General features: G+C 46.9%; 21 protein-coding genes. 6 read left to right on the top strand and 15 right to left on the bottom strand.

What is annotated here, in order from left to right; genetic code table 11:
- Nucleotides 1–460: 460 nt before the first annotated feature.
- On the top strand, nucleotides 461–796 hold the full coding sequence (locus C7R92_RS16220) for an ArsR/SmtB family transcription factor (protein ID WP_017251841.1): 336 nt from the start codon (nucleotides 461–463) through the stop codon (nucleotides 794–796).
- Nucleotides 797–905: 109 nt separating this feature from the next.
- Here the strand turns inward: C7R92_RS16220 and C7R92_RS16225 are convergent, their stop codons facing one another.
- Both C7R92_RS16225 and C7R92_RS16230 read right to left on the bottom strand, forming a co-directional pair.
- Nucleotides 906–2288, bottom strand: a complete 1383-nt coding sequence (locus tag C7R92_RS16225) for a ribonuclease H-like domain-containing protein (RefSeq protein ID WP_069852879.1) — start codon at nucleotides 2286–2288, stop codon at nucleotides 906–908.
- Nucleotides 2278–4560 carry a DEAD/DEAH box helicase gene (locus tag C7R92_RS16230; RefSeq protein ID WP_106834960.1) on the bottom strand — a complete coding sequence of 761 codons (2283 nt, stop codon included), beginning with the start codon at nucleotides 4558–4560 and terminating at the stop codon, nucleotides 2278–2280. The genes C7R92_RS16225 and C7R92_RS16230 overlap by 11 nt, the downstream gene beginning before the upstream one ends.
- A gap of 113 nt (nucleotides 4561–4673) precedes the next feature.
- On the opposite strand from C7R92_RS16230, the gene C7R92_RS16235 reads away from it, so the two are divergent.
- From C7R92_RS16235 to C7R92_RS16245, 3 genes are read left to right on the top strand one after another with little or no spacing between them, the layout of a single operon-like run.
- Complete coding sequence (locus C7R92_RS16235; RefSeq protein WP_106834961.1) at nucleotides 4674–5780, top strand: endospore germination permease; 1107 nt, start codon at nucleotides 4674–4676, stop codon at nucleotides 5778–5780.
- On the top strand, nucleotides 5758–7284 hold the full coding sequence (locus C7R92_RS16240; RefSeq protein WP_106834962.1) for a spore germination protein: 1527 nt from the start codon (nucleotides 5758–5760) through the stop codon (nucleotides 7282–7284). The genes C7R92_RS16235 and C7R92_RS16240 overlap by 23 nt, the downstream gene beginning before the upstream one ends.
- A 2-nt stretch (nucleotides 7285–7286) precedes the next feature.
- A complete protein-coding gene (locus C7R92_RS16245; RefSeq protein WP_069852889.1) occupies nucleotides 7287–8435 on the top strand; it encodes a Ger(x)C family spore germination protein in 1149 nt (382 codons plus the stop codon).
- Between the two features lie 46 nt (nucleotides 8436–8481).
- Here the strand turns inward: C7R92_RS16245 and C7R92_RS16250 are convergent, their stop codons facing one another.
- From C7R92_RS16250 to C7R92_RS16290, 9 genes are all read right to left on the bottom strand, one after another.
- Nucleotides 8482–9432 carry an NAD(P)-dependent oxidoreductase gene (locus tag C7R92_RS16250; protein WP_244195758.1) on the bottom strand — a complete coding sequence of 317 codons (951 nt, stop codon included), beginning with the start codon at nucleotides 9430–9432 and terminating at the stop codon, nucleotides 8482–8484.
- A gap of 17 nt (nucleotides 9433–9449) precedes the next feature.
- Nucleotides 9450–10361, bottom strand: coding sequence for a sugar phosphate isomerase/epimerase family protein (locus tag C7R92_RS16255; protein ID WP_244195759.1), 912 nt, complete (start codon nucleotides 10359–10361; stop codon nucleotides 9450–9452).
- A gap of 17 nt (nucleotides 10362–10378) precedes the next feature.
- Nucleotides 10379–11113, bottom strand: coding sequence for an HAD hydrolase-like protein (locus C7R92_RS16260; RefSeq protein WP_106834965.1), 735 nt, complete (start codon nucleotides 11111–11113; stop codon nucleotides 10379–10381).
- A 27-nt stretch (nucleotides 11114–11140) separates the two neighbouring features.
- Nucleotides 11141–12466 (bottom strand): ABC transporter substrate-binding protein, encoded by a 1326-nt coding sequence (locus C7R92_RS16265; RefSeq protein WP_106834966.1) that lies wholly within the window; start codon nucleotides 12464–12466, stop codon nucleotides 11141–11143.
- Between the two features lie 32 nt (nucleotides 12467–12498).
- Nucleotides 12499–13326 (bottom strand): carbohydrate ABC transporter permease, encoded by an 828-nt coding sequence (locus tag C7R92_RS16270; RefSeq protein ID WP_106834967.1) that lies wholly within the window; start codon nucleotides 13324–13326, stop codon nucleotides 12499–12501.
- Between the two features lie 10 nt (nucleotides 13327–13336).
- A complete protein-coding gene (locus C7R92_RS16275; protein ID WP_106834968.1) occupies nucleotides 13337–14224 on the bottom strand; it encodes a carbohydrate ABC transporter permease in 888 nt (295 codons plus the stop codon).
- On the bottom strand, nucleotides 14225–15379 hold the full coding sequence (locus C7R92_RS16280; protein WP_106834969.1) for an alkaline phosphatase family protein: 1155 nt from the start codon (nucleotides 15377–15379) through the stop codon (nucleotides 14225–14227).
- Nucleotides 15376–16464: an ABC transporter ATP-binding protein gene (locus C7R92_RS16285; protein WP_106834970.1), complete on the bottom strand. Its 1089-nt coding sequence runs from the start codon at nucleotides 16462–16464 to the stop codon at nucleotides 15376–15378. The genes C7R92_RS16280 and C7R92_RS16285 overlap by 4 nt, the downstream gene beginning before the upstream one ends.
- 294 nt (nucleotides 16465–16758) lie before the next feature.
- Complete coding sequence (locus C7R92_RS16290) at nucleotides 16759–17346, bottom strand: TetR/AcrR family transcriptional regulator (protein ID WP_106834971.1); 588 nt, start codon at nucleotides 17344–17346, stop codon at nucleotides 16759–16761.
- Nucleotides 17347–17480: 134 nt separating this feature from the next.
- Between C7R92_RS16290 and C7R92_RS16295 the strand changes: the two genes are divergently transcribed.
- Nucleotides 17481–18044, top strand: coding sequence for a YEATS domain-containing protein (locus C7R92_RS16295; protein ID WP_069852909.1), 564 nt, complete (start codon nucleotides 17481–17483; stop codon nucleotides 18042–18044).
- Between the two features lie 11 nt (nucleotides 18045–18055).
- Here C7R92_RS16295 and C7R92_RS16300 read toward each other — a convergent pair whose 3' ends face one another.
- On the bottom strand, nucleotides 18056–18811 hold the full coding sequence (locus tag C7R92_RS16300) for a DUF4241 domain-containing protein (RefSeq protein WP_106834972.1): 756 nt from the start codon (nucleotides 18809–18811) through the stop codon (nucleotides 18056–18058).
- Nucleotides 18812–18990: 179 nt separating this feature from the next.
- Between C7R92_RS16300 and C7R92_RS16305 the strand changes: the two genes are divergently transcribed.
- Nucleotides 18991–20169 carry an oxalate decarboxylase family bicupin gene (locus C7R92_RS16305; RefSeq protein ID WP_017251860.1) on the top strand — a complete coding sequence of 393 codons (1179 nt, stop codon included), beginning with the start codon at nucleotides 18991–18993 and terminating at the stop codon, nucleotides 20167–20169.
- Between the two features lie 82 nt (nucleotides 20170–20251).
- On the opposite strand, the gene C7R92_RS33410 is transcribed toward C7R92_RS16305, so the two are convergent.
- The 3 genes from C7R92_RS33410 to C7R92_RS16325 all read right to left on the bottom strand — a co-directional run bounded on the left by C7R92_RS33410 (nucleotide 20252) and on the right by C7R92_RS16325 (nucleotide 22387).
- Nucleotides 20252–20374 (bottom strand): hypothetical protein, encoded by a 123-nt coding sequence (locus C7R92_RS33410; RefSeq protein WP_244195761.1) that lies wholly within the window; start codon nucleotides 20372–20374, stop codon nucleotides 20252–20254.
- 83 nt (nucleotides 20375–20457) lie between these two features.
- Nucleotides 20458–20778: a hypothetical protein gene (locus C7R92_RS16315; RefSeq protein ID WP_106834973.1), complete on the bottom strand. Its 321-nt coding sequence runs from the start codon at nucleotides 20776–20778 to the stop codon at nucleotides 20458–20460.
- A 397-nt stretch (nucleotides 20779–21175) separates the two neighbouring features.
- Nucleotides 21176–22387, bottom strand: a complete 1212-nt coding sequence (locus tag C7R92_RS16325; RefSeq protein ID WP_106834975.1) for a chromate transporter — start codon at nucleotides 22385–22387, stop codon at nucleotides 21176–21178.
- Nucleotides 22388–22485: the final 98 nt, after the last annotated feature.

Consider the following 22485-nt stretch of genomic DNA (forward strand, 5'->3'; position numbering starts at 1 on the left):
TCAGTTTTCAAAGAGCATTTTCACGAGCACTTCAAAAGTGCCGGACTCACAATATACCATGTATGTTTATTTTAAGTCAACAGGTAATTTTGGAGTGTTTCGTTTCGTTTTGTGCCGCCCTTTTTGAAAGGCGGAATACCAATATAGCACGATCTGTTTGCTTTATCAAATGAAATAATTGGAAATAAGATTTGAGTCCTCATCTTCTATCTCTTTCATTACGCTTCAATACCTTTAAATCAGATTAAACTGCCCGCTATCTCAACAATTTACGTTCATTCAAAGCTACTCTTCTACATCTTTTGTCGAGTTTTCCATGCGATCTCTTGAATCTCTCCACCGGTTGTACCTAATTCTCCTCCTGTAACTGCCTTCGCAAACAAGCTGCCCCCCTTTTGGAGTGGATTTTAAAGCTTTATATACATTAACACGTATATACATAATGATTTATATTCAGTCCATGAACACGACACCGATGCAAGTCACATTACTCACGATCGCCGAGCCGAACCGTTTTAACATTATCGAACTTTTAAAACAGGGGCCACACTCTGTCAGTGAAATCGTTCAAGCCCTCAACATCGGCCAACCTCAGGTATCTCGCCATCTGCGCATTTTGAGCGAGGCTGGGCTGGTACGCTCCCGCACCAAGGCGCAGCAGCGAATATATAGCCTCGAAGCCAAACCCTTTCAGGAACTCGACGAATGGTTCGATTCGTTCAGCATTCTTTGGGAAGAACGGCTCGACAATTTCGAGGACTATATGCTCGACTACAAACGAAAGGAGAAGCCATGACAGGTATCAACAGCTTTCGACCGTACCACTTGCGGAACTATCACACCAAGACAATCTGTCTCATCCTACTCCCCCTCTGATCGATAGGTCTTCGATCTACAGTCCCTCATCACTCTTGCTCATCCGCCCAATCCAAAAATCCGGACAACAGGCTCTCTTCTTCCGCTTCATTCCCGCGTAGTTTTGCTTCTAACCGATCCATCCGCTTGTAATACGCCTCTGCGTCGGCCTTGGACCTGTTTCGCAACAGACTCCCGCGCTTTTTCCACTGCTCATACGCTTGCTTCGTATAATACAAAGCCTTCTCCCAATCCTTCAGCTGGTGCTCGTACAGCTTGGCAGCCTCAATATACACCTCTTCCGGGACATATCCGGTGGACTGGATGCACGACTCCCAAACGGTTAGGGCTTGCTGCCAATCCTTTTGCTTTTTGTATAGATGACCGATGGCGAGCTTGGCCCGGTTACTCCACGCATGCTCACTGTCTGCGACGAGACGATAGCCTGCCATAGCGGCTTCCTGATCTCCAAGCGCGTCGTACCATCTGGCAATTTCGTAGCTTTCCTCGAGAGATACCGTTGCACTCCCTTGCCCTACCAATAGCCGCGTCATGTGAATGTACATCGTGATCAGAGACAGGACGTCCGTCTCGTTATGACGCAGCACGCCTTCGATGACATCAGGGTCCTGAGCATGCAAAAAGTCGAAATACCGCACCGGTGCCAAATAGCCGGGCAAATCATCCTCGCGAAAAACATCCAGCTTTTCCTGCTCAATGATACCCAATCGGCACGATTCCAGCTCCGCCTTCCACAGTCTCCTCGCTCCGTGCAAAAGGTCAAAATGACCAAAGGTAGGCAAAGCAGGCACTTGATCACGCACCAGTGTATGCCGCGTCCGAACTTGCGGCCAGTCAAAGGATTTTCCGTTAAAGGTCACCAGATGTGAGGACTTCTGTGCTTGCTCCAAAAACGATTGGTACAAGGTCACCTCTGCATGCGGGCCCGGGAGGAAATGCTGGCGCACCACGACATGCTCTCCCTCTATGCGACTGTATCCCAAAAGAAAAATCGCATTGCCTGCCCCGCCTGACAGCCCTGTCGTCTCCGTATCGAAGAACAGCAAGTCTTCTGGCCTCCTGCCCGCAGCGGATAGAGGATGCTCTCGACCAGCCGCTTCCCACATACGGATCGCCTCACGCAACTCGGAAAAGGCGTAAGCGCCATGCTGCTGATCGATCGGATAGCGAACCTCTCGAATCATGACGTACTCGTCATCCCAGATGTAGGGCGATGCCTGCATTTCCTTCCACTTGTCAGCAAAAGGTATCTGTAACTCGGCGCTGCTATCCGTTGGTACAGCCGCCCTCGGCTCTTCCCCCGGCTCTTTCTGGCGAATGGCCGTTTCCGATTCGACTGCTGGCGCTACCGATTTGTCTGTTTCCAGCGAGAGATGTCCCTTCATCCGTTGCAGCTTGGATTTAAGAGACATAAGTGCTTCCCCCTTGCGCGATACGCAGCAAGGTCATGGCTAGCCCCTTGCTGCCGTCATCTGTCGCTCCCACACAAGACGGACAGCCTGACTCACACGGGCAAGAGACAATCATCCGCTCTGCCTGGGTCAAAATCGTCTCCATTTCCTTATATACTTGCTCACTCAAGCCGATGCCTCCCGGATAACGGTCATACAGAAAAATCGTCGGCTCCTGCGAATGAACGGCCTTACGTTGCGGTATCACGTGCAGGTCCATCGGGTCGCACATGACAAACAGCGGGGCTACGTGCTGCAACACATGCGCCAAACCAACCAAGCCGCGTTCCACATCCTCTGTCCCAATCTCGCCGAGTAGCGCTTCGGAAAAACCGATCCACGCCGCATTTGTATGCAGTTCCTCTTCTGGTAAATGAATCGGTCCCGAACCGATATTTTCATGCGTTTCGAACTTGATTTTCTTAAAGATCGTCGCCATCGCATTCACAGCTACTTCGCCATAAGCCAACGTGCTCTGCGCATGACGACGGGACTGATCCTGCTCCAATACCTTCAGCGAGACTGCCAAGTTTGCATCTGTGTAATAATCGACCTGCACTTCCCGGACATACGCCTTCTTTTCCTCATAGTCCAGCTTTTCCACCTGGAATTGCGTCCCTTGATGCAGGTAGATAGCCTCGTCATGCAAGAGCGTCATGGAGCTGAAGCGGTCCATTTCCCCGATGACACGCTCATTTCCCCGTTCACTGATGTCGATGATCACGACATTTTCCTGCGAGGCTGACCGCAAACTGATGTTGTGGGCCGGGAATGAATCGTTCATCCAGAACCACTTGCCCCGCGAGTAATGAAGCACCTGCTCCTCGGTCAAGAACTCCAGAATTTCCACGATTTCCGCGCGACCGAATGTATCACCCTCACGAAACGGAAGCTCGTATGCCGCACATTTGAGATGATCCACCAAAATGATCAGGTTATCGGGATTGATCCGCGCTGTCTCAGGACTGCGGTCGAAAAAATACTCTGGATTGGCGATCACATACTGATCCAACGGTGTGGAGCTGCCGACCATCACGACGACGGATTCCCCCTGCCTTCTTCCTGCCCGTCCTGCCTGCTGCCATGTACTTGCGACCGAGCCCGGATAGCCAGTAATGACACACGCCTGAAGCTGCCCGATATCTACCCCAAGCTCCAGCGCATTGGTGCTGACCACGCCCATAATGTCACCATTGCGCAAGCCGCGTTCGATCTCTCTGCGCTGGCTCGGCAAATAGCCGCCACGATACCCTTGGATCGTTTTTGGCCCTAGCTTGCGACGAATCAACTCCTGCAAATACGTCAGCAAAATCTCTACACGTACACGGCTTCTCGCAAACAAAATCGTCTGTATGCCATTGATCAAAAATTGCTCGGTAATGTCTCGTGCCTCCAATGTGGCACTACGTCTAATATTGAGCTGCTTATTGACCACAGGCGGATTGTAGAAAAGGAAATGCTTGATGCCAGACGGAGCACCATTGTTGTTGACCAGCACTACCTCTTCTTCTGTCAGAGCTTCTGCCAATTGCTTCGGGTTGGCGATGGTAGCCGACGTACAAATAAATTGCGGGTGACTCCCATAAAAGGCACAAATGCGCTTCAACCGCCGAATGACATTGGCGACATGGCTGCCAAAAACGCCGCGATATGTATGCAGCTCGTCAATCACGATGTATTTGAGATGCTCGAAAAAGGACACCCACTTGGTGTGATGGGGCAAAATAGCCGAATGCAGCATGTCTGGGTTGGTGATAACGATATTTCCTGCCTTCCGTACCATCTGCCGGATATTTGCAGGTGTATCACCATCATATGTTTCGGATTTGATCGAAAGGCCCATTTCCGTAATCAGTTCGTGCAACTCCGACTTTTGATCCTGCGCCAAAGCCTTGGTTGGGAACAAGTAAAGAGCCCGAGCCTGTGTGTCTTCCGATAACGTCTGGAGGATCGGCAAATGATAGCACATGCTTTTGCCAGAAGCCGTGGGCGTAACCGCGACGATGTGTTTACCTTCGCGCACATGGCGAAAAGACGTTTCTTGATGCGTATATAAGGAGGGAATGCCTCTATTCGTCAGGGCATCTCGAATTCGTCCGTCCAGTTCATCTGGAAATGGAACAGACTTTGCTTCCCGAGCAGGAATGACCCTCCAATGCGCAATGTTATCGCGAAATCGTTCCTCTGTTTTTATGTGATCCAATATGGCTGCGATATCTTTTTTCACATTCATTTTCGTCACCTTCTTGCTTCCATTTTACGAATGGACGTTCGGCATGTAAACATGGAATAAAGATCCACTTTGAACAGATACTACTATCAACTCAAGTATGTAGAGGTATGTGCATGAAACAAGGTTCTTTGACTTTTTTTCAAGTTGTCTGTATGTTGATGCTCACCATTGGCCTAATGAACCATGTGATTGTCATCCCCATTTTATTAGATGCCGCAAAACGGGATTCATGGATATCGGTTATTTTGGCAGGTGTCATCTTTCTTGTGTGGACCTGCCTTCTGTATTCGGCAATTGCCAAAACTCGGCAGCAGCATCTTTTTCTTTTGCTGAAAAAAGCATACCATCCTGTAGTTTCCTATATATTGGCAGGCATTGCCTGTGTCTATTTATTCATGATGTGTGCAATTACGATGAGAGATACCGTTACCTGGATACACGTCGCTTTTTCTCCCAAGATGCCCACTTTTTTCATTGCCCTTTTGCTAGCTGGCATTTGCTTGTGCAATGCATACTTGGGCATACGCTCTATCGCAAACACAGCGGTCCTTTTCCTGCCGCTTGTCATCTTTCTCGGTTTCTTCGTCATGTCTTCCAACTACGCGCATAAAAGCTATATCTTGTTGAAACCATTCCTGGAGTTCGGGATGCTTCCAGTGTGGAAAGGCATGGTCTTTGTCGGAGCTGGTTATATTGAACTGATCATCCTTCTGTTTATGCAACAGCATATTCGCTCCAAGTATTCGCTGTTGCCCCTCTTAATTCTTGCCATCGTGTTAATAGGACTGACCTTTGGACCTGTTACGGGGGCAATTGCCGAATTCGGCACTGGCGAGTCGGAGAAGCTGAGATATCCTGCTTACGAAGAATGGCGCTTGGTTAATATTGGCCGCTACATTGAGCATATGGATTTCTTAAGTATTTACCAGTGGTTTTCAGGTGCTTTTATTCGCATGTCTTTGACGATCTTTCTCATCGTAGATATCTTTCGAATGGAAAACAAAGCGAAAAAACTGGTTGTCCTCGTCCTGCTTTATTCCCTATTAATTGCCATTGCCGTTCTACCTTTCAGCGATAACGCGTTTCTGGACATGCTAACCGCCTATATCGTTCCAATTATGTTTTATACGATGTTGTTCTACTCGTTCATTATCATCGTGCTCGTACATTGGTCCAGCCGAAGGAGGGGTATGATCTATGAGGAGAGTCCGAGGGAATGATGTCTTCGTCCCTAACGAACATCCACCGTCCATCCCAAACGATCAGCCTTTAACCGAACAATATATTCGGCAATTATTTGCCTCTTGTGCAGATGTCATCATAGATTCGGTTCGTTTCCCCTCCACAGAAGATCAGCAGAATTCGTCTGACGTTACCATCATTTATTCGGAGGGTCTATGCGATATCAAACAGATCAACCAATATGTGATTCCGAAGCTATCCCACATGTATCAAACGACTTCCCCGCTGAGTGCTCCAGACCTTGAGCAATACAGTGAGTTATTTTTGAAAGTGATTCTCGACGATCGCAATCCGGACCTCCTTGTCAAAAAAGTATTCGGAGGGGAACTCCTCCTCTTCTTTCCTTCATTTAACAAGCTCTATTGGATGGAGCTCTCCAACCCGCCGCAGCGCACTCCGGAAGAGCCGACTACAGAGGTCTCTGTGAAAGGACCGCGAGATGGCTTTACCGAGGAGCCGCACATCAGTATCGGCTTGATCCGGAAAAGATTAAAAACCAATAGGTTAGCGGTAGAAGAGTACAGACTAGGTGAAGAGACACAAACAAGAGTCAATTTGCTGTTCCTCAAAAATAAAATAAACCCGGAAACATTGGATGAAATCAGAACCAAGCTTGAACAACTGCAAGTAACAGCGATTATCAGCAATACGCAGCTCGAAGATATGCTAACAGGCGCCCGCATACCGTTGTTTCCTCTGTTTGAGTATACAGGCAGGCCTGATTTTGCAGTTAACGCGCTGTTGCATGGGAAATTTCTTATTTTTGTGGAAGGCTCCCCGATCGCCACGATCGCTCCTGTGACCTTGACTTTTTTATTTAATACACCGGAAGATATCTACTCGTATTTTTGGTATAGCGCCTTTACTCGTCTAATGAGATTGTTCGGATTTTTAATGGCCTTGTTTCTACCTGGCTTCTGGATTGCCTTGATCACCTATCATCAGGATCAGCTTCCCTACACACTGGTGGCAACACTTGTCCTATCCAGACAGGGCGTCCCTATCCCTGCCCCACTAGAAGCAATCGTGATGCTGCTGTTGTTTGAATTATTTCGTGAAGCCGGCATGCGTCTTCCCATGTCTTTTGGTCAAACTTTATCGGTGGTTGGCGGTCTGATCATCGGTCAAGCCGCCATCAGTGCAGGGTTAACAGCTCCCGGGATTCTCGTAATTGTGGCGATGTCCGTTCTCTCCACCTTTTCGCTGGTCAATCAAGACCTCGTCGGTACGGTTAGCTTGCTCAGACTCATCATCTTGGTCATTTCTGGTATGGCCGGGCTGTTTGGCTTTTTCATCTCAGTTGGGATGATCGTGCTGTACCTAACCAATCTGCGATCATTTGGGGTTTATTATTTGGAGCCGCTCTCTCCCCCTATTTTTCAGGATTTGTGGAAGGTAATCTTTCGGATCCCATGGGGAAAATGGTACAAGGTCCCTCACATGCTACAGAAAAACAGATCAAGCGAGGAGAATCAACAATAGCAATGCAAAAACTTCGCTGCTTTTTCACGACGATTTTGATCTGTGCCATGTTAAGCGGTTGTTGGGGTGCCAGGGAAATTGAGCATTTGATTTACGTCAATTCTATTGGAGTTGACTATGTGAAGGGGAAATTTGTGTTTTATACGCAAATCATTAGCTTCGGTAATATTGCCAAGCAAGAAGCAGGTGGACAACGCCTTCCTCAATCCATTTCCATCGGTAAGGGAGAAGGGAAAACGCTGGATGAAGCGATATTCAATCTGTACCCGACCTCACAACAGCGACTTTCCTGGAGCCATATCAAAGCTATTGTCTTTTCCGAAGCTGCCCTGAAGCAGGATGTCGTCAATCAATTATTGGATGTCGTCGACCGTTACTACGAATTCCGCTATACAATCTGGACATTTGCTACAAAAGAACCCATCGAAGATATTTTTAACGCCAAGCCTATTTTGAATATCTCTGTCCTGTATTCCCAATTGAACGACCCGGAGGATGTATATAGACAAAGCTCGGTCGTTGCTCCTATGTATCTATACAAGTTTATCTGGAAGTGGAAAGAAAGTGGGCAGACCATGCAGTTGCCCGAAATAGGGATCAACAAAGTTCAGTGGACCGAAGATAAAAAAAAGCACCCCAAACTGATCATGAGTGGCGTCTGCTTTTTGCATAACAAGAAATTGAAACAATGCATGCCACGTACTGACATCATGGGTCTGCGCTGGTTGGATAAAGATACGAAACGACCAGGGATTACGGTATATCATGATGGCCACCCCATCGCAACGCTTGTCATGGAAAAGATCAAACCGTCCATCACCCCCAAAGTGGAAAATGACAAAGTAACGTTTCAGCTCAAGGTGAAAACGAAGGCAAACATGCCCCAATTGGTAAAAGCCATTCCTGAAAAGAAACTACGCGAATATGCGGAGAAGAGCATTTCTGAGGAGATCATGCACACGTACCTTTTGGGACAAAAATCACAAATCGATGTTCTTCAATTGTCAGATGCTTTATATCGAGAGAATCCCAAGGCATGGCACAAGCTTACGAAAAATGGGGAGCTGCCTCTTCGTCCCGATACGATTTCCCGTCTGGACGTAGAGCTGGAGCTATTCGGAGGAAACCTCTCGAAGATACGGGAGCATTAAAACGAACCGGGACCAGTCTCTGATGACTGATCCCGGCCTTTTTTGTTTAGGAAAGTTGATTTAAATGATTGTGCGGTGTTTCATTGCGTTGGATTCGCTCTATGTTTTCCACAAAAAATTGGTACCTTTTCTCGTGAAACTTGGTTCCGTCAGGCATGCCTGCTGTATGTGGGGTCAACACGACATTTTTCAAAGCACGCAGCTCACTGTCCACGCTGAGAGGCTCCCGTGTGAACACATCGAGGCACGCTCCGCCAATCACATTGTTTTTCAATGCTTCGATCAAGTCCTCTTCACAAATGATCGGCCCTCTCGCTGTATTGACGAGCAGTGCATCACTTTTCATTTTGGCTAAAAACTGCTTGTCCACTAAATGTCTCGTGGATTCATTCAGAAAAATGTTCAGGGTGATGACGTCAGATTGGGCAATCAACGTGTCCAGATCAACCATTTCGGCATCATCGCTCTGCCTGTTCGGGTTGGTGTCGTACGCCAGCACCTTCATTCGGAAGGCTTTTGCCAGCTCAGCTACACGAGAGCCGATGGCACCAAAGCCGATGGTTCCGATGGTTTTTCCTGCGAGCTCGCCACCGACGTAGACGAGCTTGGTCTCATCCTCCCGATTTTTCATCGCTTGATCGAGATAAGAGATGTTTTTGTAATACCCAAGAATGAGCGCCATAATATGCTCGGCTACTGCGTTTGCATTCACGCCAGCCGCGTTGCTCACCCAAATGTTTTTCTTCGTGCACGCCTCAATATCCACGTTGTCAAAGCCCGCACCTGTCTGGACAAACTTCAAGTTGTGCGCTTTGTTCAGCAACTCTCCGTTTACTTGGATATGCTCGGGAATCAACACATTTGCTTCGCTGATAAATAACTCGATCTGCTCAGGCTCCACAATTTGGATGCGCCAATCCTGCGGAAACGCTTGTGTCACACGTTGCTTGGAATAGTCGGTAAAGTATCCCGTAATCAATACATTCACTTCTGCCACAGCCCCAGTCTTTTCGTTTATGCATTGGCCCATGCTTCGTAAAAAGCACGTTTTACATTGGCGATTACCAGCATAGGCGATTCATCCTCAAAGCGCCCCACCTCAAAGGTCATGACTGGCTTCCTAGTCGGTTTTGGGCTCTTGAAAAAATCAATGTCATGGAGCGTCGTGATGAAAGCCGTCAGCTCATTCACACCAACCTCTGAATCCTTGACGTGAAACGGGAGGTGCTTATCCCCGAAATAGCTGGCTTGCCTGTCTTTCAAGTAACAGTTTCCGAGATGAATGTGCGTTAAATAATCTTTAGCCAACCACAAGGATTTGTGCGGGTCCTCGCCCATAATCGGCAAATGGCTTTGATCCAGCAAGAGACCAAAATTGTCGTACTCACTGCGGATCACGTTTGCTACATGCACCGCCTCATGAGTAGGTCCGAGCAAATAGTTGCGGTCGACATATCGATCCCCGATCTCCAAAGAAATGCACAGCTCGTACGTATCGGCTTTTTCTTTTGCGTACTTGCACAGCTCCATCGCCGAAGCAATAAACGCCTGGATGTTTTTCGACTTGTTTTCCTCGCCTTGAAATTTACCCGTTACGATATGCATGATTTTTGCGTTCATTTCATAGCAGTGATCGATCAGCATCTTGCCTGATTGAATAGACTTGTTGCGAACGACCGGGTCCAAGGAACTGAGATCAATCTGCAATTCTCTGGCTGCATCTCCACCGTTGAAAATAACCTCGACTCCGCTGTACGTCATATACTTTGCCGCTTGTTCCCTCGTCTCTTTGTCCGCGATATAGGACACTTCTACCGCTGTAAAGAATGGATCTTCCAGGATCGTAAGAAGACTCGGAAGCATCTGTTCAGGCCTGCTTTGTGAAAAAGGAAACAGCTTCGGCAAAACGATTCCGATACTCGCCATCTTCTCCACAGGGTAGATCATACGATTTTACCGGACAAAATCAGCTCTGGCAGTTCTTTTACCGTGTCGAGCACATGTGTATGATAGTACTTGCCCCATACCTCGATGGGGGTCGAGCCTTGCATCACGCCGATGACCGCTTTGCAACCTGCGTTGTAGCCTTCAAGCATATCCGCTGGCGTATCGCCGAGCTTGATGACTTGTCTGACGTTTTGTACGTTCAAATATTCCATGGCTTTGAAAATCATGAACGGAGCCGGGCGTCCCTTGCCTTCTGGTACCATATCCAGGTCTACTGCATAATCGATCAAGCCATCCTTTACCCAACCGAGCGACTCCATAATGACGCTGTTGATGTCTTTATGGAAGCCTGTCCCAGTCGCTACTTTAATGCCATTTTCTTGGCACCACTTCAGCGTTTCGGTTGCACCTTCGATTTCGCGGCAATTTTCCTGATAAAACGCAATCATGTATTCGGTATAGCGTTCGTACAGTTTGACAGCGTCCTCGAACGACGAATTGTCGATATCGATTTCAAAGTTTTTGAAGTCGATCCTATTTCCTTTTGTTCTCGCAATCAAATACTGATAGAGATGAATCTTGTTCGTTCCCATATGCGTGCTGATTTCATCGGTTGTCACGTTTAATCCGTATTCCACAGCCGCTTTATGCAGACAATCTCTCACGGCGTTATCATCCTCTACCAACGTTCCTGCCAGATCAAATACAGCCAATGCGATGTCGTTTTTCATTTTTCCATCTCTCCTGTTCGCTATGTTTTATTGATTCAGTGCCTTGTCGAGTTCTTTCTGTGCTTTTTCTTTCGCTACTTTGAGCGCTTCTGCGGCAGGAACGTTTTCGATCAGCACTTTGTCCTTCGCCAACTCAATTTCCGCATAAATTTTGCCGCCTGTCGGGTCTACAAAAGGAGCTATTCCATTCGTTTTCGCCTGTTCCAAAGGTACCGAGAAGTACGGATTTTCTTTCAATTTGTTCTTGTAAATCTCTGTATTCACGGCGCTGTCGCGAATAGGAATATAGCCTGTGTTTACGGCCCAGTACGCTGTTTTTTCTGCTTCCGAGAAGTACTTCACGAATTCCCATGCGCCCTCTTGCTGTTCTTTTGAGGATGCTTTGAACAGGTTGAACATGACGGAAATGGCGACTGGTCTAGGTGGTTGTCCATGGAAGCCTTTTTGCATGCCAGTTGCTACCTTGGTGAAATCCAAATCGCCCCCGTCACCGGAAGAGCCTGTGTAACCTGCAGATTTTCCGTTCATCACGTTGTCGATGGTTTTGTACCACCATTCCCAGCCATTGCCGCCATAGACGGTATCCATGATTTTGTCCTCATGAATGTATTTGCGAATGCTGTCCCACGCATACACCCATTCTTCCGAGTCGATCGTGACAGTCTTGCCGTCTTCGCTCACGATATCGCCGCCAGCTGAACGAGCGTAGTCGATCATATGCTCCGTGTACCACATGATGGACCAGCCGTTGATTCCTTCTTTTTCTTTGATGAGCTTGGCTGCGTCCGCCAATTGCTCGAAGCTCGTGAGTGCATTGTAGTCAATCTTGTATTTGTCAAAAATGTCTTTGCGGTAGTACATCATTTGCGTACTGACATAAGCAGGAACACCCAGCATCGCATCGTTGTACTTCCCTTGTTCTAGCAGCAGAACATCGTCCTTTTTATACTCCGGCTGATTGATCCTTTCATCTAATGGCAGCAATGCATCGCTTTTCGCCAGCTTCATAAATTCCGGATACGCATTGATCGCCAAGGCTGGGGGCTTGCCTGCTGCCAGCGAGGCCTGGAGTGCCTGCAACGTCTCGCTGTAGTCACCTTGGACAATCGGAACGACCTCATATTTTTCATTGCTGCTGTTAAAGTCCTGCACGATTTTTTGCATCGTCTCCCCGAGCTTGCCGCCGAGACCGTAGTAGAACTCCAGCTTGATTTTCTCGTTAGGGCCAGCCGCTGCATTTGTGTTGCTGTCAGACGCGGCATTGTTCGAACAACCGACGGCTCCGGTAAAAATAAGCGCAGAACTCAGGATGGAAAGAATGACGCTCTTGGTGTTTCGCTTCTGATTTTTCACAATGACTCCTCCCAATAAATAGCGGTTTTGGTCTATTTGTTGACATACAGATTAGCCATGGAATGAATGATTCTTTTGCTTGCGATTGCGAGCAGGATCAGCATAGGTGCCAGTGAAATCGCACACGCTGCCATCGCCAGTGGGAAGTCCATCCCGTAGCCCGCCTGACTCATGAACAGCCTCCGCAAACCAATCGTGACAAACATGTTTTCCTCCGACTTGATCAAGAACGAAGGCCACATATAATTGTTGTAGCTGTAAATAAAGGTGATCAACACCAGCGAAGCAATCGCGTTTTTGCAATACGGGATATACACCGTGAAAATGAGTCGTAGATGCCCCGCCCCATCCAGCTTGGCTGCATGCACCACATCCTTTGGCACCTGGGCGAACGATTGCCTCAGAAAAAAAATAGCGAAGATACTAATGAGCTCGCTGATAACATAACCAATGTGCGTATCCAGCAAATTCGCTTTGGACAGCAAAATAAAGGATGGAATGTACGTTACCGCAGATGGAAGCATGTACGTCGCTAAAATAAGCACGAAGCAGTAACGAACCCATCTTTTCTGCGCCGTCGCGAAAACATAAGCCGCAAAAATCGCGGTGAAAATTTGAAAAACGATGATGATCAGGCTGACAGAAATGCTGTTCCACAAATAAAGCAGCATCTTCGTTTCCGTGAATACGCGGATGTAATTCTCAAAATGAAAGGTGGAAGGCAGCAGGCTCCCACTGTACACCTCGCTTTTAGGCTTGATCGAAATCAAGAACATCCAGAGAAACGGAAACACCATCAGTACGCTTAACAAAATTAACATTGCATAATTTATGCCTGTTTTTAATTTTGCCAAGGACACAGCTCCCACCTCATTTGATAAACAGTAGTTTGGACAAGAAGAAATTCAATGCGCTAATCAAGAGACACATGACCAAGAAAATCAACGCCAACGCTGAAGCTGGTCCGGTTTCAAAATATTCAAAAGCGAGTACGTAGAAGTAGTACAAGATGGTCGAAGTCGCTCCTGAAGGTCCACCCTGCGTCAAAATATAAATCTGATCATAGGCTTTGAGAGAATTCAGCGTAAAAAAGACGAACAGAAAAACAAGAATTGGTGAGATCGCAGGCAAGGTGATTCTGAATAATTTTCGTAATCCTCTCCCTCCATCCAAATCATTCGCTTTCTCTACTTCCGGGTCCAATTTCGCGAGAGCAGAGGAAAGTAGCAAGATCCCCAGCCCCATGTACTGCCAGATGGTGACGATAATGACGACAATCATCGCTGTCGTTTGTCCACCCAGCCACTTTACTGGCTCCATACCGAAACCTTTCAGGACATAATTGACAATCCCCGAATCGGTATCGAATATGCTGACCCATACCATGGACACGACCACAGTCGGCGTGATCCACGATGAAAAGGCACTCGCCACAAAGAAATGGCGAAGCTTCTGTATTTTGTTTAACCGGATTGCCACGAACAGCCCGAAAAGAATCGGCGGAACGACTGTAAAAAAGGTAAACACCAAGGTGTTCAGCAGCACCTTCCCGAAGAAAGCATCGCTCATCAAGTTTTGGTAGTTTTCCAGCCCTACGTAGTTGTAGTCAGGTGAAATATAGTTCCAGTCGGTAAAACTGATTTGGAACGTTTTGATCATGGGGTAGATCCAAAAAATAACTAACGGAATCAGTGTCGGCAAAAGTAACCCAAGCGACCATGCGTTATCCTTGATCGTTTTGCTGATTGGTCTGCCCATTTACTCGTACTCCTTGAAGATGTCTTTGATCGGTTGCCCGTCACATGGATGAGCGATTCGGAACAACTGCGCCAGTGTGGGTGCAATGTTTTCGATGTTTGTTTCTTCAATCATTTTGCTTTTCGTAAACGCATCCCCTAAGCACAAGAGAAAACCATTCATTTCATCGACATTGGCGGGATGATACCCGTGCAGGCTTTTCATCTCCTGGTATTTCGGCTGTTCGGGAAACGCGATATCTTCGCCGCATACCGTATGCTTCAAATCGAGGATGCCGAATGGACTGCATGCTGAGGGAGTGTCCCCTGTCAGCTCATAAAAGTGATGCACTTCTGGCATCTGTTCAAAAAACGCCATGATTTCTTTGTTTTGCTGATAATCTAACGAGCTATAAAACAACAACGCCCCGCTGCCGTCCCCGACGAATTTGATTTGTTTGTTTCGAAAATGCTGCTTCCACTGGCTTTTGGCCAAAATCTCATTCGGGTAAAAAAACGAGTGAATATCACTTTGACCATGATCCGAGAAAATGATCAGGTTGAATGGTTTTTGTGTCTTTTTCAACGTTTGCTCGATTTGATCGAGATACGTAAGCAGCTCCTTTAGGCACCGCATTGCCTCAGGCGAGTCTTTCCCATACTGGTGCGACAGCGCATCATAACCGACAAACCTTGCCGAGATAAAATCATAGGCTTCCGTTTTGATCGCCCGCATCGTTTCACGCAGTGCAACATGATCGATTTCCTCTACGGAAACCTTTGACTTCAGCTTTTTTTTGCTGCCCGATTCCGTAATCAAATGGTGAATATACGGATTTCCGGACGTCATGGGCCAATGAATGCAGCAGCTCGTCCCTGCCTGTCTCGCCAACGAATGAAAAATCGTCTGCTTATGAAGTGCTTCATTGCAAAGAATCTCGTGGTCGCCATACAACGCCACTCTTTCCATCGTTTCCGGGCGAGCTACGATATTATCAAAGACACCATGCTTACCCGGGTGGCTCCCAGTCATCGCTGCCGCATGCGCGGTAAATGTGACCGAAGGAAAGGTCGTGATCAGTTTTTGGCAGAAGGAGTAACCATTTTCTATCCACTGCTGCGCGTAAGGTTCAAAGCTTTGATAGCTGATGCCGTCTAACGAGATGAGTACATTCATGGGCGGCACCTCAGATTCTTTTGCGTACGCTTGTCAAATACATGGACATGGTTAGCGCTAATCCCTACGTTTACCTTTTGCCCTTTTGCATACGTCTGGGTAAAGCTTTTTTTCACGATGAAGTTGCTCCCTTTATACGTCAGATGGACCAACACATCCGTTCCGATAATTTCCGTGAGCAGTACCTCCATAGCGAGTGCATCGTCACTTTTTTCGGTGAGAAAGCAATGCTCTGGTCTGACTCCCGCGACAATCTCAGGAGCTTCTTCCATCACGTCGAGCGGAAGATTGGTTTCCAGCAGCACCCCGTCTACCTCCACATAGACCCGGCCATCTCGCTGAATCAAACTCGCTTCCATATAATTGATGGGGGGTGAGCTGATGAAATTGGCAACGAACATATCCACTGGGCAATCGATGATTTCCATCGGCGTTCCGATTTGTCGGAATTTGCCTTCCGCCATAATCGCGATTCGATCCCCTAAGGTAACTGCCTCCACCTGATCATGCGTCACGTAAATGAACGTCGAATCCAAACGCTCATGCAGCTTTTTGATCTCCATTCTCATTTCATTTCGCAGCTTGGCATCCAGATTGGACAACGGCTCGTCCATCAAAAATACTTTTGGCTCCTTCACGATGGCCCGCCCAATTGCGACCCTCTGTTTTTGCCCACCAGACAATTGGCTGGGGAACCGTTTCAACAAATGATCAATTTGCAAAATATCCGCTGCTGCCTTGATGCGCTTCTCTCGCTCTGCTTTTTTGATCTTTTTTATTTTCAGTCCGTATGCCATGTTTTCGTATACGGTCATATGAGGATAAAGGGCATAGTTTTGAAACACCATCGCAACTCCCCGATCCTTTGGCTCCACTTCATTGACACAAACATCGCCAATGTACACATCGCCTTGGGTGATCTCTTCAATCCCGGCAATCATTCTGAGTAGCGTAGATTTTCCACATCCGGACGGTCCCAATAACACCAGGAACTCTTTGTCTTTGATTTCCAGACTGATATCGTCCAGGGTGTTTTTATCGTTGGTATATTGCTTGGACAATGACTTCAGCATAATACTCGACATGTTGAAAACCCCTTCATCATTCAATCTTTATTGGACAATTGTTATTTTTTTCATATTCACACCAACAATCAAATTTTTGTTCAAAAATATTTGTACATTCATCGTAATCCAGCATTGTTAACTGCGTATCAAAGCCCATTGTGTTCTTTGTAAACCAACACACACGACGAAAAAAAGCAATCAGATCAACCTTTCCTTGATCCGATTGCTTTTCTTTATGGGCGTATTTGTATGTGTTTCTTATCTTGTATGAAGAATGGACCATCTTTTTCGTAAAAGAAGTGTAAAAGTCAGTTAATGAAACAAGGATGCAAGATGATGCTCTAGCACTTTCGTAATCCATTCCCCATTGACACGCTGCGGTTCAAGATAGGCATGCAGCGCCAGACCATCGATGACGGCATAGAGCTTTTCTGCTTCCATCTCTTTGTCCAGCTCTTTGCGTAATAGATTTAGTTGATCAGCAGAGTCCAACAGCTTGCGGACGGCGGCATAGATCCCGTCGTGCTGTGCATCAAAGCCATCTTTCTTGTGTCGGAAGTACACGGTAAAAGCAAACCACACTTCCATTTCGACCATCTTTTCTTGATTCGTAGGGAGTAGCTCCAGAAAGATTTTGGTGATTCTCTCTTTTGGCGCCCATTTTTCATTGGCGGAGATTTCAGCAATTCGAGCTGTCGCCCTCTCTTTTACGAGCTGCATGGCATACATCAACAGTTCATCCTGTGTTGCAAAGTAATGTCGCAGAGCACCTAATGAAAGTCCTGCTTCTTTTGCTATGCCCCTTACCGTCGCTCCCTCCATTCCTTGCTCAACTATGACACGCCACGTTGCTTCTGCTATTTGTTCTCTTCTTTTCTCATGATCGATTATTTTTGGCATAGTTGTATTTTAACAAGATTTGCAAGGGACAAGCAACTTTGATAATACGATTGTATTATTTAAAGTTTGATGTTAAAATCCCTTTTATTAGCACAGTTGTATTATAAAAATTTCCGAAAAGGGGACCTATTCTAGTGAACTTTGTTGCATGGATGATTGTCGCATGCGAAATCGCATTTTGGGTGGTCATTGTACTTGGCCTTTTCACAAGGTACGTGCTCAAACAAAAAAAGGCCGGGCTCTTTCTTCTCGCCCTGACGCCTGTTGTTGATGTAGTTTTGCTCGTCGTTACGAGCGTGGATTTGTATCGTGGGGCTACCGCTACGATTCCTCATGCGCTGGCTGCCGTTTATATCGGGGTTTCGCTTGCGTTTGGGAAAAGTATGATTCAATGGGCGGATGAAAAATTTCAGCAGTACGTCACAAAGCAAGGTACGGCGAAGCCCAAGTTATACGGCATGGAGTATGCCAAGAATTACGCCAAAAGCTGGTTTAGACATCTCTTCTCCTATGTAATTGGGGCGGCTCTCTTAGCGGGGACCATCTACTTTATCGATGATGCGGAACGAACTGCTTCTTTATGGCATATTCTCCAGCTTTGGACTGTTGTTCTGGGGATTGATCTATTGATTACAGCCAGCTATTTTCTCTTTCCAAAGAAAGATAAGCGAGACACCGTTTCCAAAAATGATTGGTGAGAGGCTTCCTATTAGCTTTCGTCTTCGCTGTCATCCTCACCAAATGCGAGTTCGATGTAAATAAATTGAATCACTAGCTGACATACTTGATCGTTTTCATCCAACCCAAAATAGACAGGATAGGCACCATCCCCAAATCCCGTCTGAATCATCGGAACGGATAAATCGGTGCCTGGTATCGTCCAGTTTATATAATCTCCAGCGCTTCTTTGGTATTTTGGATGGTCTTTGTAACTTTGTGCAAAAACACCAGCGAAATAATCGTCATAAATATTGCCGTCTGGATTGTCTTTTTTCCAGCTATCATAAAAATCCAGATAAGCATCTCTTGTTTTGACATCTACCACAGTAGCAAGGCCTGCGTCCACATTAAACCCAAAATATTCGCCTTCTGCTAGATTTTCGAAATCCTCGTCTCCAATGAGGGCTTCCGTAAATTTTTGGGGAGCTTTATCTGTGAACTCCACCTTAGCAGCTGCATACCTGTAGTGATCTTCTTCAACAGTTACCACACAAACAGTTAATGGAAAGGTTCCTGTAGGGACTTTTCGAAAATACGGGGCACTATTTCTCTCCAGATACACAAGCGGATCACGAACGATGATGTCTCCAGTAGGAATCGTGATTTCCCCCAAAGAAAGCAAGTTAATTGGTTTCCCACTGATCTGTGTTGATGTGAAATAGGTGTGTAAATCAACTTGGGGCTCTAACATCTGTTTTTTTTGTTCATATCGTGCTAGCCATTGATCGTTTGGAATCTTATTCATCTTTATACACATCCTAAAATTGTCAATTTGTCAATCACTCCTAAAATTATACAAAATCACCCATAGAAAAGGTAGAACGGCTTCGTTGTTTGCATAACGGGCAATCCGATGCATAGGCATGGTTAGTGGATGAAGTAAACAAAACCTATGCCTGTCCAAGGATGAAGGAGGTTGCCCGAATGAATCCGCCAGCCAAGGGGGATCAAATTCCCCAGCCGATGAGAAGTGACGGGACTGGATGGGTCGATCTCGGTCCACGGAATGTCATGCGTGATCGGCAAAATCCGAATATGCTAGTTCCTCCCGTCACAGATGCGGGCTTGCTGCCCAATCTGAAATTTTCCTTCTCAGATGCCTCTATGACATTAAATCATGGCGGCTGGTCCCGTGAAGTCACCATACGCGAGTTGCCAATCGCCACTACACTTGCGGGTGTAAACATGAGCCTGACGCCAGGCGGTGTGCGCGAGCTGCACTGGCATCAGCAGGCGGAGTGGGCCTACATGTTGCTCGGCCGTGCACGAATTACATCTGTTGACCAGCGTGGACGGAATTTTATCGCAGATATCGGCAAAGGCGATCTGTGGTATTTCCCTCCCGGCATCCCCCACTCGATTCAGGGGCTTGAGGAAGGCTGTGAGTTTTTGCTCGTTTTCGACGATGGGCATTTTTCCGATCTGAATACGCTATCGATCTCCGATTGGTTTGCGCATACGCCAACCGATGTGCTATCCGCAAATTTCGGTGTACCAGAATCAGCCTTTGCCGACATTCCTGACAAGCAAGTGTACATTTATCAGAGCGAGGTTCCGGGTTCCATCGAAGCAGATCAAGTGGAATCTCCATACGGAACCGTCCCCCTCCCTTTTTCCCATCGTTTACTCGCCCAACGCCCCCTCATTACACCTGGTGGTAGTGTACGCATCGTCGATTCCCGCAACTTTCCAATCTCCAAGACAATCGCGGCAGCACTCGTAGAGGTACGTCCCGGGGCCATGAGAGAGTTGCATTGGCATCCCAATAACGACGAGTGGCAATATTACATTTCAGGCCAAGCGCGGATGACGGTTTTTATCGGAAACGGAAACGCTCGAACGTTTGACTACCAAGCAGGTGATGTCGGTTACGTTCCTTTTGCGACGGGGCATTATATCCAAAACACCGGGACGGAAACGGTGTGGTTTTTGGAAATGTTCAAGAGCGACCGCTTTGTCGATGTGTCGCTGAATCAATGGATGGCGCTCACCCCGCATGAACTCGTCGCTTCCAACTTGTGTGTAGGTCCTGAACTATTAGATGCGTTGCGTAAGGATAAATGGCCCGTTGTCAAATATCCTGGATATGGCTATGTCCCGTGAATGCAATGGAAGACCAGCCCTAATGGACTGGTCTTCTTTTTACTTCTCTTTTTTAGGGGTCTTGTAGCTTTCGTACGGGTACTCAGGATCGCCAGCGAAAAGTGGGCCTGTGTCCCCGGCACTTGTTACCCGAAATTTTGCGGTCATGCGTAATAACAGCCTGCTTGTCCTCCGTGATTTTCACGTCTAGCTCGAACGTGCTCACGCCTAATTCAAGGTCATGGTAAAACGACGCCAATGTGGACTCTACGGTGAGCCCTACGCCCCATGTAGGCGTCTAGTCATCGTTTACATATGAGAGGCATTCATAACGCCCATCGATTGAATGTGATTCTTGGTTACTTCTGTCCCACACTCATAGAGCGCAGTGTAAATTTGCCGTAGACACTCATCATAAACATCATTCTCGGTATCAAAGTGATAAGGAATCGCTACGACATGACCACGCAAGAATGTACCAAACTCATACTCAGTCCTTTGGTCAAACAAGGTTCTCAGTGAATGCACTTGCAAGTCGGTTGCTTCTATTTCAAACTCATACGTTGCGTCACCTTGGTTTTCCAAAATAGTCCCGGCTTGAACAGAAACGTAGTATCGTTTTTTTTCCATTAAAATATCAGCCTCCAAAAGCTAAGAATATACAAGGATAGAAATTAGCAAAACAGCTAGCAGAACGGCAAAAGCTGCAATATAAACAAGCATCCCGACATTTCCCAAAACTTTATGCTTTACTGTCGTTTGGCTTATGTTGTGGTCCAATTCCTTCGATTCTTGCCTCTTTATAAAACGTATCGTCAATAATAAACCTGCTAAAAAAATAAGAGCAAAAATACCGTAGTAAATCCAGGTATTTTGGAGCATTTCGCTTCCCCGCTTTCGTATATGACTACAATTAGTTTGTGGGAGACGGTACTTTTTATTCACCATTAATTAAATTACCTATCTTCGCCCGCAAAAAAAAATCCCTCTCCGCATTGAGAAGGATTTGCTAAATTTTCACCTGAAACTAAGCAACTGAAAGCAACCATCCGCTCAAAGCGCCTGTAACCACAACCAGCCATGGCGGCAGCTTCCAGTGCTCCAGCATGATAAACAAAATAGCCGCTACCGCAAAATCCAGCGGAGCAAGAATGGTACTCGTCCAAATCGGATCGTACAGGGCTGCCAGTAAAATCCCGACGACTGCTGCATTCACACCTACCAGCATTCCCTGGATTTTCGAATTTCTCCTCAAGGCATTCCAAAACGGCAATGCGCCGATGACGAGTAAAAAGGCTGGTAGAAAAATCGCAATCGTAGCCACTACTGCCCCGACTCCTCCTGCAATCATGGCTCCCAAATAAGCGGCAAACGTAAACAATGGCCCCGGTACTGCTTGTGTAGCCCCGTAGCCGGTAAGAAAAGCTTCTTCCGTCATCCAACCTGTCGAGATCACCTCTCTCTCCAGCAAAGGCAATACAACGTGACCTCCACCAAAAACAAGTGAGCCCGCACGGAAAAAGCTCTCAAACAACGCGAGCAAGGAAAAGCCTGTACTCTCTCGTAGGATAGGCAGCACCAACAAAAGTCCGAAGAAAACGATCCAGCACGTAATGGCTAGTGCGCGACTGATTGGCACACGAAATTCAGGAAGATCCGAAACTTTTTGCTGCCGGAAGATAAGAACCCCTGCTATTCCTGCTAGAATCATAACTGTGACCTGACTCCATGCAGAATGCCACAGCAGTGTGATGGTAGCAGCGATGATCGCAATCGTCACCCGTGTTCGATCCGGGGCAAGCTTTTGTCCCATCCCCCATACGGCATGAGCAACAATCGCGACAGCTACTAATTTTAGACCGTGAATCCAAGAAGCACTATCACTGTCCACTCCTTGTAAAGTGAACGCAAAGATCAGGAGAGCCAATACCGAAGGCAGAGTGAAGCCGATCCATGCAGCAACCCCTCCCCACAATCCAGCTCGCATGATTCCGATTCCGATCCCTACCTGGCTGCTTGCGGGACCAGGGAGAAACTGACAAAGCGCAACCAAATCCGCGTAGCTTTGCTCATCCATCCATTTTCTACGTCGAATGTATTCGTTGTGAAAATAACCGAGATGCGCGATGGGACCACCGAATGAAGTCAATCCCAGCTTGGTCGAAACGAGCAAAACTTCAAGCACAGCTTCCCATCTACTTTTTTTGTGCCCGGTTTCTTCTAGGAGATTATTTTTCACTTAGCTGTACACCTCTCCGATCTCCGCTTCATCATACAAGCTATTTTATCGCTTTTCCTACCCTTTCATTGTAAAAAGATCATAAAGAAGGCCCCGCA

This window comes from Brevibacillus porteri (genome assembly GCF_003013475.1).
Classification (GTDB): Bacteria; Bacillota; Bacilli; order Brevibacillales; family Brevibacillaceae; genus Brevibacillus; species Brevibacillus porteri.